Origin of the sequence: Pseudoalteromonas sp. S2755, assembly GCF_005886535.1 — a bacterium.
Lineage (GTDB): Bacteria > Pseudomonadota > Gammaproteobacteria > Enterobacterales > Alteromonadaceae > Pseudoalteromonas.
The window spans coordinates 21787-36808 of the sequence record NZ_PNDS01000023.1 but is presented as its reverse complement, the minus strand read 5'-3'; the positions used below and the strand labels follow the sequence as shown (position 1 = coordinate 36808).

Annotated in this window: 15 protein-coding genes and 4 tRNA genes; 7 read left to right on the top strand and 12 right to left on the bottom strand. The window is 43.0% G+C overall.

The window, feature by feature from the left end:
• Positions 1-138: 138 nt before the first annotated feature.
• The 5 genes from tig to CWC03_RS04625 form a co-directional block, all read right to left on the bottom strand.
• On the bottom strand, positions 139-1443 hold the full coding sequence (gene tig, locus CWC03_RS04645; protein WP_138580763.1) for a trigger factor: 1305 nt from the start codon (positions 1441-1443) through the stop codon (positions 139-141).
• A gap of 276 nt (positions 1444-1719) precedes the next feature.
• A tRNA-Pro gene (locus tag CWC03_RS04640) sits at positions 1720-1796 on the bottom strand.
• Between the two features lie 19 nt (positions 1797-1815).
• A tRNA-His gene (locus CWC03_RS04635) sits at positions 1816-1891 on the bottom strand.
• Between the two features lie 24 nt (positions 1892-1915).
• Positions 1916-1992: transfer RNA gene (locus tag CWC03_RS04630), tRNA-Arg, on the bottom strand.
• Between the two features lie 41 nt (positions 1993-2033).
• Positions 2034-2110: transfer RNA gene (locus CWC03_RS04625), tRNA-Pro, on the bottom strand.
• A 420-nt stretch (positions 2111-2530) separates the two neighbouring features.
• Here CWC03_RS04625 and folD point away from each other — a divergent pair.
• Positions 2531-3385, top strand: coding sequence for a bifunctional methylenetetrahydrofolate dehydrogenase/methenyltetrahydrofolate cyclohydrolase FolD (folD, locus tag CWC03_RS04620; protein WP_128726821.1), 855 nt, complete (start codon positions 2531-2533; stop codon positions 3383-3385).
• 60 nt (positions 3386-3445) lie between these two features.
• On the opposite strand, the gene CWC03_RS04615 is transcribed toward folD, so the two are convergent.
• From CWC03_RS04615 to prmB, 3 genes are all read right to left on the bottom strand, one after another.
• On the bottom strand, positions 3446-3877 hold the full coding sequence (locus tag CWC03_RS04615; RefSeq protein ID WP_138580762.1) for a hypothetical protein: 432 nt from the start codon (positions 3875-3877) through the stop codon (positions 3446-3448).
• A gap of 65 nt (positions 3878-3942) precedes the next feature.
• Positions 3943-5040 (bottom strand): chorismate synthase, encoded by a 1098-nt coding sequence (gene aroC / locus CWC03_RS04610; protein WP_017216128.1) that lies wholly within the window; start codon positions 5038-5040, stop codon positions 3943-3945.
• Positions 5041-5087: 47 nt separating this feature from the next.
• Positions 5088-6023 carry a 50S ribosomal protein L3 N(5)-glutamine methyltransferase gene (prmB, locus tag CWC03_RS04605; protein ID WP_138580779.1) on the bottom strand — a complete coding sequence of 312 codons (936 nt, stop codon included), beginning with the start codon at positions 6021-6023 and terminating at the stop codon, positions 5088-5090.
• Positions 6024-6119: 96 nt separating this feature from the next.
• Between prmB and smrB the strand changes: the two genes are divergently transcribed.
• Both smrB and CWC03_RS04595 read left to right on the top strand, forming a co-directional pair.
• Complete coding sequence (gene smrB / locus CWC03_RS04600; protein WP_095727417.1) at positions 6120-6671, top strand: endonuclease SmrB; 552 nt, start codon at positions 6120-6122, stop codon at positions 6669-6671.
• 236 nt (positions 6672-6907) lie between these two features.
• Positions 6908-7150, top strand: a complete 243-nt coding sequence (locus tag CWC03_RS04595) for a hypothetical protein (RefSeq protein WP_045990797.1) — start codon at positions 6908-6910, stop codon at positions 7148-7150.
• 255 nt (positions 7151-7405) lie between these two features.
• Here the strand turns inward: CWC03_RS04595 and CWC03_RS04590 are convergent, their stop codons facing one another.
• From CWC03_RS04590 to CWC03_RS04580, 3 genes are all read right to left on the bottom strand, one after another.
• On the bottom strand, positions 7406-8011 hold the full coding sequence (locus CWC03_RS04590; RefSeq protein ID WP_010371125.1) for a peroxiredoxin: 606 nt from the start codon (positions 8009-8011) through the stop codon (positions 7406-7408).
• Positions 8012-8331: 320 nt separating this feature from the next.
• Entirely contained in the window at positions 8332-9045 is a 714-nt protein-coding gene (fadR, locus tag CWC03_RS04585) for a fatty acid metabolism transcriptional regulator FadR (protein WP_138580761.1), read from the bottom strand.
• A 574-nt stretch (positions 9046-9619) separates the two neighbouring features.
• A complete protein-coding gene (locus tag CWC03_RS04580) occupies positions 9620-11377 on the bottom strand; it encodes a winged helix-turn-helix domain-containing protein (protein ID WP_138580760.1) in 1758 nt (585 codons plus the stop codon).
• 145 nt (positions 11378-11522) lie between these two features.
• Between CWC03_RS04580 and CWC03_RS04575 the strand changes: the two genes are divergently transcribed.
• The 3 genes from CWC03_RS04575 to CWC03_RS04565 all read left to right on the top strand — a co-directional run bounded on the left by CWC03_RS04575 (position 11523) and on the right by CWC03_RS04565 (position 14045).
• On the top strand, positions 11523-13022 hold the full coding sequence (locus CWC03_RS04575; RefSeq protein WP_138580759.1) for an amidohydrolase family protein: 1500 nt from the start codon (positions 11523-11525) through the stop codon (positions 13020-13022).
• A gap of 195 nt (positions 13023-13217) precedes the next feature.
• On the top strand, positions 13218-13727 hold the full coding sequence (gene dsbB / locus CWC03_RS04570) for a disulfide bond formation protein DsbB (RefSeq protein ID WP_138580758.1): 510 nt from the start codon (positions 13218-13220) through the stop codon (positions 13725-13727).
• A 12-nt stretch (positions 13728-13739) separates the two neighbouring features.
• Complete coding sequence (locus tag CWC03_RS04565) at positions 13740-14045, top strand: DUF6170 family protein (RefSeq protein ID WP_017216140.1); 306 nt, start codon at positions 13740-13742, stop codon at positions 14043-14045.
• Between the two features lie 51 nt (positions 14046-14096).
• Here CWC03_RS04565 and CWC03_RS04560 read toward each other — a convergent pair whose 3' ends face one another.
• Positions 14097-14405: a ComEA family DNA-binding protein gene (locus CWC03_RS04560; protein ID WP_138580757.1), complete on the bottom strand. Its 309-nt coding sequence runs from the start codon at positions 14403-14405 to the stop codon at positions 14097-14099.
• 270 nt (positions 14406-14675) lie between these two features.
• On the opposite strand from CWC03_RS04560, the gene CWC03_RS04555 reads away from it, so the two are divergent.
• Complete coding sequence (locus CWC03_RS04555; RefSeq protein WP_138580756.1) at positions 14676-14996, top strand: YebG family protein; 321 nt, start codon at positions 14676-14678, stop codon at positions 14994-14996.
• Positions 14997-15022: the final 26 nt, after the last annotated feature.

Here is a 15022-nt window from a genome sequence, read left to right as displayed (position 1 = left end):
TAAGCCATGCCTCAAGATATAAGTACTTAATGCTTCAATATCAAGGCTTAAAAACAAAAATGGCCCGAATTCTCTATTAGAGTAACTCGAGCCATTTAAACTTCAGCTTAGCTGTAAGTCAATGATTTCTTCAAAGACTTATTGATCAGCCTGTGGATTCATGATGTCGTCGAATGACTTTTCAACATCAGAAACAGATGCAGCAGCAAGTACAGCTTCAACAGCTAGCTCTTCCATCGCAACATTGCGCATTTGCTGCATTAGTTGATCGTTTGCTTTGTAGTATGCAACTACTTCACTTGGATCTTCGTATGCAGAAGCAACTGTGTCGATTAATTCAGCCACTTTGCCTTCATCTGCTTTGATGTCGTTTGCTTTGATCACTTCACCCAGTAATAGGCCAGTTTTCACACGTGTTACTGCTTGCTCGTGGAATAGCTCTGCAGGTAGCTCAGGCATGTTTTGTGCGTTGCCGCCAAAACGTTGTGCCGCTTGTTGACGAAGAGCGTCGATTTCTTGGTCGATTAGTGCTTTTGGCACTTCAACTTCGTTAGTCTCTAGAAGACCTTTGATCGCTTGATCTTTCACGTTAGCTTTAACCGCTTGGTTTAGCTCACGCTCCATGTTCTTCTTAACTTCTTCTTTAAGTGCGTCAACACCGCCTTCAGCAACACCAAACTTAGTTGCGAACTCGTCAGTTAGTTCAGGAAGCTCTTGAACTTCAACTTTCTTCACAGTGATAGTGAATTGAGCCGCTTTACCTTTTAGGTTTTCAGCGTGGTAATCTTCAGGGAAAGTTACGTCAGAAACAACTTCTTCACCTGCTTTTTTGCCAACGATACCGTCTTCGAAGCCTGGGATCATACGACCTTGACCAAGCTCTAGAGGGAAGTCTTCAGCTTTACCACCTTCGAACTCTTCACCGTCGATTGTACCAACGAAGTCAACTGTTACACGGTCTTTTTCACCAGCAGCTGCATCGCTTTCGGTCCAAGAAGCGTGTTGCTTACGAAGCGTTTCAAGCATGTTCGCTAGATCTTCATCAGTTACAGAAACCGCAGGCTTCTCAACTGTGATTTTGTCTAGATCTTTAAGTTCAACTTCTGGGTATACTTCAAAAGTTGCATCGAATTCTAGATCTTTACCAGCTTCTAGTGACTTAGGAGCAAAAGATGGTGCGCCTGCAGGGTTGATTTTCTCAGCAATGATTGCTTCGATGTAGTTACGCTGCATCAGATCGCCAGCAACTTCTTGACGTACAGCCGCGCCGTAACGCTTAGTGATGATTGACACCGGAACTTTACCAGGGCGGAAGCCATCGATACGCTGTGTTCTTGACAGTTGTTGTAGGCGTTTTTTAACTTCAGTCTCAACGTTCTCTGCAGGAACGGTGATGGTCAGACGGCGCTCAAGGCCTTGAGTCGTCTCAACAGAAACTTGCATGATTTACCTCAATCTTCATTTTTGGGCGACAAAGCGCCTTCCTTACTAACAAGACAACCATCATGCTTTTATGGGCCTTCAGCTAAATTGCCAAACTCTCCGTTGCATGTGACGCTTGTTGCCTGCCCTACGGGCACTACGTTAATTAATAGACGCGGCATTATAACCTATTCAACGACGGAGTCGAGCAATCAGGTTAAATAATTAGGCATATTGGTGCTAATTGATTAAAAGTTAGTAAATTTGAAATAAATGACTGAGATACTAGAGGGAAAGTGGTCGGCGATGCAGGATTTGAACCTGCGACCCCTTGGACCCAAACCAAGTGCGCTACCAAGCTGCGCTAATCGCCGAATAATTTTGGCATGTAGATGGGGCGACTGATGGGACTTGAACCCACGACAACCGGAATCACAATCCAGGGCTCTACCAACTGAGCTACAGCCGCCACTACATGTGGATTAAAATAAGATGGCGCACCCTGAAGGATTCGAACCTTCGACCGACGCCTTAGAAGGGCGTTGCTCTATCCAGCTGAGCTAAGGGCGCAAACTCGTAAACATCTTCATGCTACATTCTTATTTTAAAAGTGGTCGGCGATGCAGGATTTGAACCTGCGACCCCTTGGACCCAAACCAAGTGCGCTACCAAGCTGCGCTAATCGCCGACTGTGACCTTGGAGAACTAAGAACCTTTTTATCGGTGAGTCCTCGTTGGCAACGGGGTGCATAATAGTGATTTGCCCGAAGTAGGTCAAATATTTTTTTTAGTTTTTGTTTCAACTGCCTAATTTTGCCACAAATTGTTGATAAAACAGCTGACTTAAACAATTTTTGAACGCTTCTTGTAGAACAGATCATGAAAACCTTTGCTTTTACGCAATGCAAACTTGGCGGACTGGCTGTTTTTTGAGAAAATAGCGGGCAAATGTCCTCCTTTGTAATAACTAAAGGGACATATAAATAGAGCGACCCCATTTTTCATCTTTATTAAGCAATCATTTCATCAATACATGAAAGTGCTTGTATGGAAGAATTTAAAGGCTCTATCATCGTTCAAGTTTTTTAACCCTTAATATAGGTCAATCATGACGGCAAACATCATTGATGGCAAAGCTATCGCGAAACAAGTTCGTTCTACTGTTGCACAACGAGTTCAAGACAGACTAGCGCAAGGTCTAAGAGCGCCTGGCTTGGCTGTGGTATTAGTAGGCCAGGATCCTGCGAGCCAAGTTTATGTTGGTTCAAAGCGTAAAGCCTGTGAAGAAGTCGGATTTGTTTCTAAATCTTTCGACTTACCAGGTGATACAAGCGAAGAGCAATTACTTGCGCTTGTTGATGAGCTTAATGCAGATCCTGAAGTTGATGGGATCTTAGTACAATTGCCGCTACCTGAAGGCCTAGACGCAGAAAAAGTGTTAGAGCGTATTGATCCTCACAAAGACGTCGATGGCTTTCACCCATATAACGTAGGCCGTCTTGCCCAAAGAATGCCAGCACTGAGACCTTGTACGCCAAAAGGGATCATCACCCTACTCGACTCTACCGGTGTGCGTTATAAAGGCATGCATGCTGTTGTGGTTGGTGCTTCAAACATCGTTGGTCGCCCTATGTCACTAGAGCTGCTACTTGCTGGTTGTACTACAACCGTTTGCCATAAATTTACGCAAGACCTCGAAACCCATGTGCGTCGTGCCGATCTTCTGGTTGTGGCGGTAGGCAAACCAGAGTTTATTCCGGGCGACTGGGTTAAAGAAGGCGCGATTGTTATTGATGTAGGTATTAATCGCTTAGAATCTGGCAAACTGGTAGGTGACGTGCAATACGACATCGCAGAACAGAGCGCGAGCTTTATTACCCCGGTGCCAGGTGGTGTGGGTCCAATGACCGTAGCAAGCTTAATCGAAAATACGCTAGAAGCGTGTGAAAAATATCACAGCTAAACGCTGTTCGTTTATAGCTATAATAAAGCCTCAGTTGAGGCTTTACTATTTTAAGCCTCACTAGCTCATTAACGTGTCCTTGTTCGCTTTGTTTTCTTCCTGAGTTACCGCTTCTCTCATCGCTTCTTGTAAGGCAGCCATCCGCTCTTCTAATTCTTCAAGTGAAATTTTTCCCTCAGCCGCAAGCTTTTCAAGTTCTGTCACTTTCTCTTTTAATTCGTCTATTTTCTCTTTATTTGCCCCTAAGCGGCTAAACATTACCGCTTCTCTCATTTTTTCTAGAAATGACTGATTACGCTCCACCACTTCATATTTATATGGCTCGTCGGGTTTATTATCGAGTACTGGGGATGATTCGGTTGCGATGTTAGCAGCCGCGACATAGTTTTGCTCCTGCGCAGCGGTATTAGCTGGTTTAGTTTGGGCAAGGCTTCGCTGCTCTGAAACGGACTCAGTGGTACGAATTGCGGAGTGGGTTTGGTAAGTGATCATGATTGCTCTCCTTGATTTGTCCAAGAAAAGCAATCACTGTGCCAAATTAGTTTACTCGCTACTGGCTAGATATGACCAGGAATTGGCTTGTGCGGCAAATTGACGTCTTGGTTTTGACCACGGTGACGTAATAAGTGATCCATGAGTGTAATAGCCAACATGGCTTCTGCTATTGGAATGGCACGAATACCAACACAAGGGTCATGGCGGCCCTTCGTCACAACTTCTTGCGGTTGGTTGTGAGTATCAATACTCTGTCCCGGTACCGAGATACTTGATGTCGGTTTTAGCGCAATTGATGCGATAATATCTTGCCCTGTAGAAATACCCGCTAAAACGCCGCCTGCATGATTAGAAGTAAATCCCTGTGGCGTTAGCTCATCTCTATGCTCAGAGCCCTTTTGCTCAACCACATCAAAACCATCACCAATCTCTACGCCTTTTACGGCATTAATGCTCATCAAGGAGTGCGCTATCTCAGCATCCAAACGGTCAAACACTGGCTCACCTAAGCCAACAGGCACATTTTTCGCCACGACTTTTACCTTCGCGCCGACTGAATCACCTTCTTTTTTCAGCGTACGCATATATTCATCTAGCGCCTCTAGCTTAGATTCATCGGGAAAGAAAAATGGATTGTTTTCAACCGCTGACCAATCATAATGCTGGGCTTTAATCGGGCCTAATTGAGAAAGACAGGCATTGATTTCGATGCCGTGGACTTGCTTGAGATATTTTTTCGCGATTGCCCCTGCTGCAACTCGAATGGCAGTTTCACGTGCCGACGACCTGCCACCACCGCGATAATCTCTATGTCCGTATTTGTGCCAGTAGGTATAGTCGCCATGACCCGGACGGAACAAGTCTTTGATATTTGAGTAATCTTTTGAACGTTGATCGGTATTTTCAATCAACAACCCAATGCTCGTACCTGTGGTCTTGCCTTCAAACACACCCGAGAGAATTTTTATCTCATCGCCTTCTCGGCGCTGCGTTGTGTAGCGGCTTTGACCTGGTTTGCGTCTATCTAAATCGATTTGTAAATCGGCTTCAGTGATCTCAAGCCCAGGTGGCACACCATCCACCACGCCACCAAGCGCGGCGCCATGGCTTTCACCAAAGGTCGACACCTTAAATAATTGGCCAATGCTATTGCCTGCCATCGTTTTTCCTCATTCCTAAATAGACGATAGAGAGCATTGGCTCCCTATCAGTTTTTAAAGTATTCCAATAGTTGTTGTTTGGATACGACAAAGACCCCTAGACCACCATGCTCAAAGTCTAACCAAGTAAATGGCGCTTCAGGAAATTGCTGCTCCATATGTACCATAGAATTGCCAACTTCGACAAATAACAAACCATCATCATTTAGATGATCGGCCGCTTCTGCTAGTAGTGTGCGGGTCACATCAAGGCCATCTTCTCCTGACGCCAAGCCAAGCTCTGGCTCATGATGGAACTCCTCTGGCAGATCTGACATATCTTCTGCATCAACATAAGGAGGATTTGCTACGATTAAATCGTACTTTTGACCCGGTACACCACTAAATACATCAGATTGGATAGCAAAGACTCTGTCTTGCATCATATGCTGATTGATATTGTGTTCAGCCACTTCTAAGGCTTCAAAAGAAATATCTACTGCATCTACTTGTGCACGCTCAAATGCTTTAGCCAATGCAATCGCAATACAACCAGAACCCGTACACATATCTAAGATACGCGTTACTTTATTCGGTGCAGCTACCCAAGGGGCAAAATGTTTTGCAATTAACTCCGCAAATGGTGAGCGTGGTACTAATACGCGCTCATCAACATAAAACGGCATACCAGCAAACCAAGCTTGATTGGTTAAGTAGGCGACGGGAATACGCTGCTCGATACGTGCTTTGATAAACTCCATCAGATGCGCTTTCTCAGTTTGTGTCATGCGCGCATGCATGATTTCTTTGGGGGCATCAATTGGCATATGCAGCACCGGAAGCACTAAACTGACCGCTTCGTCCCAAGGATTATCCGTACCATGACCAAAAAACACCTCGTTACTCACAAACTGGCTCGCTGTCCAGCGTACCCAGTCCTGAATGGTATGTAAGTCTTGAAAGGCCTCAACGGCCATTTCTTCGGTAATAAGTGGTTGCGACATTTCCGTCATGGTGACTCTCTAAAGATCAAACTATATGGCGCTATTGTAGCGGTTTTTAAGCTAGGTTTTTATGCTTTTTTTATTTAAAATGTCACCATGAACAGAGAATCTAACACTAATGCTGACCTAAATGACGATTTCGCGATGTTTCGTGAGTCTTTGAATGGTGTAAAACCCCTCAAACAAGATCAGGTGCAGCTCAAACAAAAGAAAAAAATTCAGAGCATTGAGCTGAAGCAACAAGTCAAGCAGCAGCAATCTGAGTTTTACTTTTCTGACGAGTATATTCCTGATATTGATACGTCAGGAACCATCAATTTCGTAAAGCCCGGAGCTGATCGCTATTTAGCAAAGCAGCTAAGGCGTGGTGACTACGCGCCCGAACTCATCTTAGATTTACACGGGCTAAATAAAGAAACGGTAAAACAAGAACTAGCAGCATTAATTCATGCTTGTAAGAAACAACATATTGCTTGTGCGTGCGTGGTGCATGGAATTGGTGAGCGTGTGCTTAAACATAAAGTACCGCAGTATCTTGTCCAGCATCCAGATATACTGGCGATGCACCAAGCACCTTTAGAATATGGCGGTAAAGGGGCTGTATTAATCTTGGTGGACCTACCTGATGACCCTAGCTTTGGCCGTTAATTCGGCCCAAACATTGTTCTTCATCCTTTCTTAGTTCGCTTAATCCAGCCTTAATAAATTTAACTAAATCTTAGCCACTTTACCCATCCTGCACTGGTCAAATTCACCACCCCATAAATTCCCCTGTGCCAAGAAAATATTAAAACACATAAAAATCAATAACATAAAAATTAAATTCATTTTGGCACAACCTTTGTAATAGTTATTGCGACTAACAAATTACAAGGAAACTTATTATGACTACTTTAGCGAAAATCACCATGACCACTTTACTGTTTACAGCAAGCATGACAACAACAGCTGCAGAAATTGATGCTTCATTACTTCAAGAAGTAAAAACCAAAGTAACGCAAGCTATCACTGAGTCAATCAAAGCGAATCTAGAAGAAATAAAAATTGAGACCAAACAGTCTTTAGAGAAAGCGTTTCAAACAACTAATAACAACGAGCAAGAAAAAAAGGAAGAGACTAATGATTAATGAGCTCGAGCTTCTGAGTCTGCTCGCAACTCCCGTGATCAGTTTATTTGCCGCTTACCTAAGCATTCAACTGATAAAATCACTGGGTCAGTTTATCAACTTTAACTAGCATGGCACTTGCTAAAGTAGGCAAGGTAGCCGAGTAGTCAAAGTTTTACCCTCTGAAAGCTATTGAGGTATCAGTAGCCATTAAAAAAACCCGCCAATTGGCGGGTTTTTTTGATATCAGCGAGATATCACAAAGTCGACACTAAATTATAGTGCGCCTTCGTTTTCAGATAGGAACTTAGCAACACCTTCAGGACTTGCATCCATACCTGCTTTACCTTCAGTCCAACCAGCTGGACATACTTCACCGTGCTCTTCATGGAATGCTAGTGCATCAACCATGCGAAGCATTTCGTCGATGTTACGGCCTAGTGGTAGGTCGTTAACTACTTGGTGACGAACATTACCTTCGGCATCGATTAGGAAAGAACCACGGAAAGCAACACCAGCTTCTGGGTGCTCAACGTCGTATGCTTGACAGATTTCGTGCTTAACGTCAGCGATTAGATCGTATTTAACTTGACCGATACCGCCTTCGTTTACTGGAGTGTTACGCCATGCGTTGTGTGAGAATTGAGAATCGATAGAAACACCGATCACTTCAACACCACGCTTTTGGAACTCTTCGTAACGCTTGTCGAACGCGATTAGCTCTGAAGGACAAACAAACGTGAAGTCTAGTGGGTAAAAGAAAACAACCGCTTTTTTACCTTTAATACGCTCGTGCAGGTTGTAGCTATCTACGATCTCACCGTTACCTAGTACTGCTGCTGCTGTAAAGTCTGGTGCCTTGCGGCCTACTAATACACCCATTTTTATCTCCAATAGTTAGGTTTATTTCCAATCTTATTTGGTATCTCGTGTCGAGACCAAAATATCTTGTTCATAATATTGTGGCGTGCTTATGAAAAAACAACCCTAGCTAGATTCATAACCAAAGTATCTTTGTCATTCTCACCACCAAAAACTGCGCCTAGTGTATTTGGCAAGTGCCATAATTAACAATCGAATTTAGCGATAGCATCAATCTATAAATTCGATGAGACGCAAATACCTCCGCTCAGGATGCCATTCGGAGATCAAAAAAGGCTTCACGAAGAAGCCTCTTTAACATGTATATCGCTCGATAGACATTAGTCCATAATGTTTTCTGGCATATCACCGCGGAGCTGCTGCCAAATTTCACCTGATTGGTGGCCATACTTACGCATTAATGAAATAGCCCCATCGTGTTCTTGATTTTCCGCCAGTTTGGTTAAATCTGCATAAAACTGTCTCGCCAGTCCTCGCGTTCTAGGATCTGAAAAGTAATGACAACCAATTTTTGAGTATAAGCCTCTGAAGCCATTTAAAATAAGCACATAAATTTTGTTTTGTCCTGCACCTGCCAGCTCATGGTGAACTTGGTAGTCATAATCGGCAAACGCTTCCGCGGTGTCTTCTAGCTCTTCATGCTTAGATAAAATATCGATAACACGCTGCGGGTTGAATTTTATCGCCGCACGCGTATAGATAGCACTAATATTGGTACGCGCTGACAGCAGCTGATCGGTCAACTCAGGCATCTTATCTTCATCAAGACGCGCTAAGGTTTCTAATATATTAAGACCCGACGTTTCCCAAAAGTTATTTACTCGGGTTGGCTTACCATGTTGGATAGTCAACCAGCCATCACGAGCTAGCCTTTGTAATACTTCGCGCAGTGTTGTTCTTGTTACACCAATGAGTTCAGAAAGCTCACGCTCAGCAGGTAGAATGGATCCCGGAGGAAATTCGCCGTTCCAAATTGACTCAACAATATATTCTTCAGCAAATCCAGCTGGGCTCTTGGCTTTGAAAATTCTCATCTCACACCACTTTATTATTACATCAATGCCTTGATTGGCAGGTTGTGCTTGTTAATCCACTGATTGTACCAGATGAAGCTCAACTAACAAGCTACAAATCACCCAAGCTGAAAATAGCCATATTTAATGCAGGTGAGATTGTGATGCGGTGTGAGACTTAAAACTCAATTAAGGCGATTTAGACTTGGCCTGAACGAGCTCATCTTCGCTAAACACTGAGCTGTTAATGTAAACAAATTGCTCCTCATCAGACCATCCAGCCTCTGCTTTCATTTTGTATAACACAAATACTTCTCCTAAAGTGCACACGAAACGACTGCGAAATAGACAGAAAAAGCGGCATGTAATAATGTTATTGGACATCTTTTGCAATTTACTTTTGAGTTTTACTTGCAAACAACAAAGCAGCTTAAGAAAAGCCAAAACTCATAGGCAACAAAATCGAACCCTGTTTTTAAAAGCTAATATCAAAGTCTGCCGAAACACAGAACCCCTATTCAAGGAATCACCAAGAAAATTCGCTCCCTATTTTTACATCACAAAGCAAAACTTTATGCCTGAGTAACCAAACGTATTAGAGCTCATTCTGTCTGCTTTCAAGCTTATTCAGCCATGCTTGTTTAAATTCTTGGTCTGATGTCAAAGCTAGATAAAGGTCCGTAGCAAAAAAACTATCATTGTAATCGGGTAACCAGCCAGTGTTGAACAGCTGCGTTAGCGCTTGTTGTGTTTCTGCTGCGTCATTATTAAGTGCGAACCAGTAAGGAGATAACGCTGCATCTAGCTGATTTCCTTGATTAAGGTATTGTGCCAACAACTGTGTTACTCGCTTGAGCTTGCTTTGTCCACCTGTACGTTTCAGCATCAGGGCATAAGTAAGATATTGCCCTACATTGCCTGCCTCTGGCGATGTAAGCGCCGCGATATCAGCAAAATGCTGTTCAAAAAGCGTTAGCGCGGATTGTATTTTCTGCTGTGCAAGTAAAGCAAGAATATAAGGCATCACATAATGATTACCCTTTGAGTCTAGCTCGTATCGCTGCTTTAAGAGTCCTTCAGCCTTTTCTACATCACCTTGTCGCCATGCGATCCCGGCTTCAACATAGAGTCTAAATGCTGTAGAAATTGAACCTAAATTTGCGGCTTGCTGATATTTCTCCTCAGCTTCTTCTGTTCGTCCTAAACTCAATAACACTAATATGTGGCTCAATTGCTGAGCGGGGTACAATTTACTATGACTGATGTGATTGTTTTGGTACCACTGCAAATATTGGCTTGCCCTATTCTGGGTAAGCGGATAAAAGTCTAGCGCATAGAGTGGATTGTTTTTGGTGTGGGGGGCAACGGCAACGCTACGATCAAAATATTTTTGCGCGAGTACTAACTCTCTAAAATTCAAATAGGCATAGGCTAACCCTCGGATAATAACCGCATCGTTTGGTGCTAACTGATACGCTTGTTTATGCGCAGCAATTGCATCGGGTATTTTGTGTTGGTCCCGAAGAAATCGACCATACCAATGCCATAGGCGAGCATGCTTGGTTGAGAGCTCAAAACCGCGCTTAAAATAATTCTGTGCTTGCTCAATTTCCTTCTCCATCACCGCAAAGCGCGCAAGAGAGGTTATCACTTCAATATTTGTATCATCTAAGATCCTTGCCTTCTCTAACAATGGCTGACACAAGGCAAGCGATTCATACTCTGACACCGCGCCATATACGCCAAGCCCCATAAAGACATTGCACAAGCCACTAAGAGCCTCGACATTATCACTTTGTTTAGATAACACTTGTTGATAAATCGTTTTCGCTCGCGCTAACTCCTCCACCGCTGTACTTTGGGATAGGTGTGTGGCAAGAGTGATCTCATCAAAATACGGGTTGTTTTGTGCCTTGTGCTTTTGAGCAGTTTGAATATAAAAAGCAAAAAAAGCGATGAGAGCGAGCAACGTAATGGTGACACCAAGCAGCCAAATTCGCTTTTTGCTCACTGACATCACAGCCGCTTTATGCTCTCGAAGCGCAATGTTTGGATGAATACGGTAGCCTTGAGCTGATATTCTTTCTATGTATTCTTGGTATTGCGGATCTGTGTTTAAAATCTTTCTTAACTGCGCCACAGCTTGATAGACCGAGTTGTCAGACACCACCTTCGGGTGCCAAACTAACTCGACGAGGTTATCAATACTCAGAGGCTCAGGTTTCGCATCGACCAGCACCAACAGTAATTTCATCACTTTTGGAGTGACGGTATATTCACGGCCAGTCGGATACTCCACAATCTGGTTCAATTTAGGCACAACAAGCCAATTTCCCAAAAGCAAATTTTTCAACCCAAGAACACCTTATGTTATTGATTATTATAATTTTAATTAAATTAAGAAAAATTTCAGAGTTAATTTATATGAAAATTAAAACACAAAGTACCTCGCCAGTTATGCTCGAAGGCATCTAATACGACACTAACTGGTTTTCATTATGAAAAAACAAACATTAATATTTGCGGCCTGTTGCGCCCTGTCTTCTCATGCATTATTTGCAGCAGTGGACCTTCGTATCGACAATGCTACCATTTTAAATCCTATTGATAAGCACCAAGTCAATATCATTTCCAATCATTGGCTCGCCATCCAAGATGGCAAAATTATACAAGTCTCTGACTCAAGTCAAAAACCGGATGCAGCACAGGTCATTGATGCTCATGGTCAATACCTTATACCAGGGTTAACCGATAGCCATGTGCACCTAAAAACTATGCCGGGATTGCTTAACACTTCCCCTAAAGCTCGCCAAATGCAGGCAGCATTTTTACAACGGCAAGGCGCTAATTATCTTTACTATGGCGTCACGCAAGTTATTGACCCGTCAAACACTGCAACCGGCATGACCGAATTTACAGCAAATGGCCCCGCACCCGACGCCTACTTTTGTGGCGCAATGCCGGTTTACCAAGGGTATAATGCTGAAGGCCTTAGTTACTCACAGCTACATCAACATAAACCCTACTTTGCTGCACAACACGGCGATCCTGCTTATGAGCTGACGCCATCTCAAGCACACGCTCACCAAGGAGCTCAGCCCTTGACGCGAATGAAATCTGACGGTGCAACTTGTGCCAAACTGTACTTTGAAGATGGCTTTGGAGAAAACAGTGCTATACCGCTTATTAACCAAGAAACTGCTAGACAATTAGTCGAGTCCGCAAACTCATTGAAGTTACCCGTAATGGCACATGCGAATGCCGTTGATATGCAACAACTTGCTGTAGATGCCAATATCAACGTTATGGCGCATGGACTTTGGAACTGGTTATCGCCAAATACAGCCCCTAGCGAAAGCGAACTGCCAACCAATGTAAAAGCTGTGCTGGATACCATCATCGAAAAAGGCATCGCATATCAAGCCACATTAAATGTGATGAATGCTCTGGCGAAAGTGACTGACAACACTTTTACCTTCTCCTCTGAATATCGTACCGTATTACCTCCGTTTCAAATTGCTTGGTATCAAAGTGAACCTGGTCGCTGGTTTTCTCGAGAAATGGGTCAAGGCTGGGGTGAAATAAGTAATCAACAAAAGGTCGCTAAACTTGAGCAAGTTTTCTCTCAAGGGCAACGAGCACTACATTATCTATATAAAAATGGCGCAACCTTGCTGCTTGGCTCAGATACGCCACCCGCACCAACTTATGTCTCGCAACCTGGCTTATCGACTTATCAAGAATTAACGATGATGGACCAAGCCGGAGTAGGCCTCGTTAGCTTGCTATCTGCTGCAACCATTAACAATGCCAAAGCATTTGCCATAGACAACCAGTACGGCAGTATCGCAGCTGGGAAAGTGGCAAATCTATTACTTTTAAATAGTAACCCTTTGCAGTCAGTCGCGGCTTATAATGATATTGAATATGTTATCTTACACGGCTCCGCCATTGAGCGCGCTACTTTTCACATCGATGCCCTCGAGAAAAGTGAGTAAATACGCCAGAATAGAAAGGCTGAGAATGTCGGTCTCACCCCAATTGCCTTAATCAAGTGTTCTATTCTGATATTTTCGAACTTCTGCTGGTAACAAGAGTCGAAAAATCGTCGCAAAGATAGCGCACACTGCCGAAGTAAGGTTGCTCTAACGCGGCCAGATAAAGCATAATAAAACAAAAAGGGTTTCTCTATAATGAAGATTTCATCTTTTCATCTCTCTAGGCAATCTTGGGGATTGCTAGCACTATCCGCTGCTATTTTTGAAGCCGTTGCACTGTATTTCCAATACGGTATGGGTTTAGAGCCCTGTATTATGTGCATCTATCAGCGTTTTGCTATGTTGGGGTTATTAGCAGCTGGTTTAATCGGTATGATTTCCCCTCGCTCTTTCGCACTGCGTAGTCTGGCATTTGTTTCATGGGGCATAGGCAGCATTTGGGGTTATTTTATCGCCCGTGAACATATCAGTATGCAAACCACAACGGATCCATTTGCTTTTACCTGTGACTTTGTACCAAACTTTCCTGCGTTTATGCCGCTTCATGAATGGCTGCCAAGCTTTTTTGCTGCAACAGGTGACTGCGGCAACATAGATTGGTCTTTTGCAGGATTATCTATGCCTGGATGGATGGAAATTATCTTTGCATTTTATAGTGTTGCATTTATTCTTTTCTTATTTTTCCACGTTACCAAAAGAAGTTGAGATATCACATTCATGCATTTTAGGTTAAGCCAAATTGAGCAACTGAGAGCGTTTAAATTACGTGACAAGCAGATGATCTTACGTCTTGCACTTAGCCACCTTGATGCAAAAACAAAGGTTGTGTTAAGAATCGCCAAGTTGCTACTGCTCACACCGTTTTTTGCCTCATTGGTCGTATTTGAAGGCTGGTTGCTATTACCTGTCTTATTGGTAGCAGGATTAATTTATCCGCTACTGACCACACCATTGGAAATACAGTTTGGCAAACCCAAGTTAGCTCAGGCAATCGCTGAGTTTAACGCCTCGAATAAGCCCTGATCTTCAATCTACCTGTGTGCGAGCAGCTAAGCTCGCACACAATAACTACGACTAGACTCTAATCTTCCCCTCCAGTTTTGCCAATATTCCTTTCCCAATTCCTTTTACTTCCAGCAACTCCGTTGTTGTTTTAAAGCGCCCCATTTTGTTACGGTACTCTACGATGGCTTCAGCTTTACGAATACCAATCCCTGGTAAACTTGAAAGCGCCGAAGCGTCAGCGGAATTAATATCGAGTACAGCACTTTGTTGCTGTGTTTGAGAAGCTGGCTTTGCTTGCTCCGCAGTTTTTGCGAGCACATTAGAACAGCTTAAACCTAGCGCCAATAAAATAGAAAGCATGATGGGTTTATTGAACATATATACACTCCTTGTGCGTAAAAAGTATCCAAAGCTTACTGCATTTACCTCGGTGAGTGATTGCAGAAGCTTTTTAAATAAAGATAGGAACATTGACTTTGTCAAAAAACATTCATTCTTTCAAAAACCTAAACAAACATTAAGTTTTTGTTTTTAATTAATTTAATTAATTTCCCCTCACTCAACAGCACTTGAAAAATTTTCAAAATAACTTGCTTAATCACTCAATTCAATTTACTGTATAAAAAAACAGTGACTAGGGGAATAACCATGGCCGTTATCATCAAATATGTTGTTGAAAGAAATGGAGTCGAGCGTATGACTTTCACGTCTAAAAAAGAAGCTGATGCTTATGATAAGATGCTAGATGTAGCTGAAGCATTGGAAGACATGCTAACGAAAGTTGACGTGCCGCTGAGTGAACAACAAGTTGAATCCCTAGCGCTTGAAATTGCAAAACAAAAAGATGACTTTGTGTCTGTGTTAAAAGGTGGCAAAGTAGCACCAAAGGCCAATGCCAACGCCAAAAACAAATCTGAAAACGAAAAAGCGTCAGATCCAGATAAAGTGACCAAAATTAAGCAAGCCTAAATGATAATAACCACCTACTGAAGTAG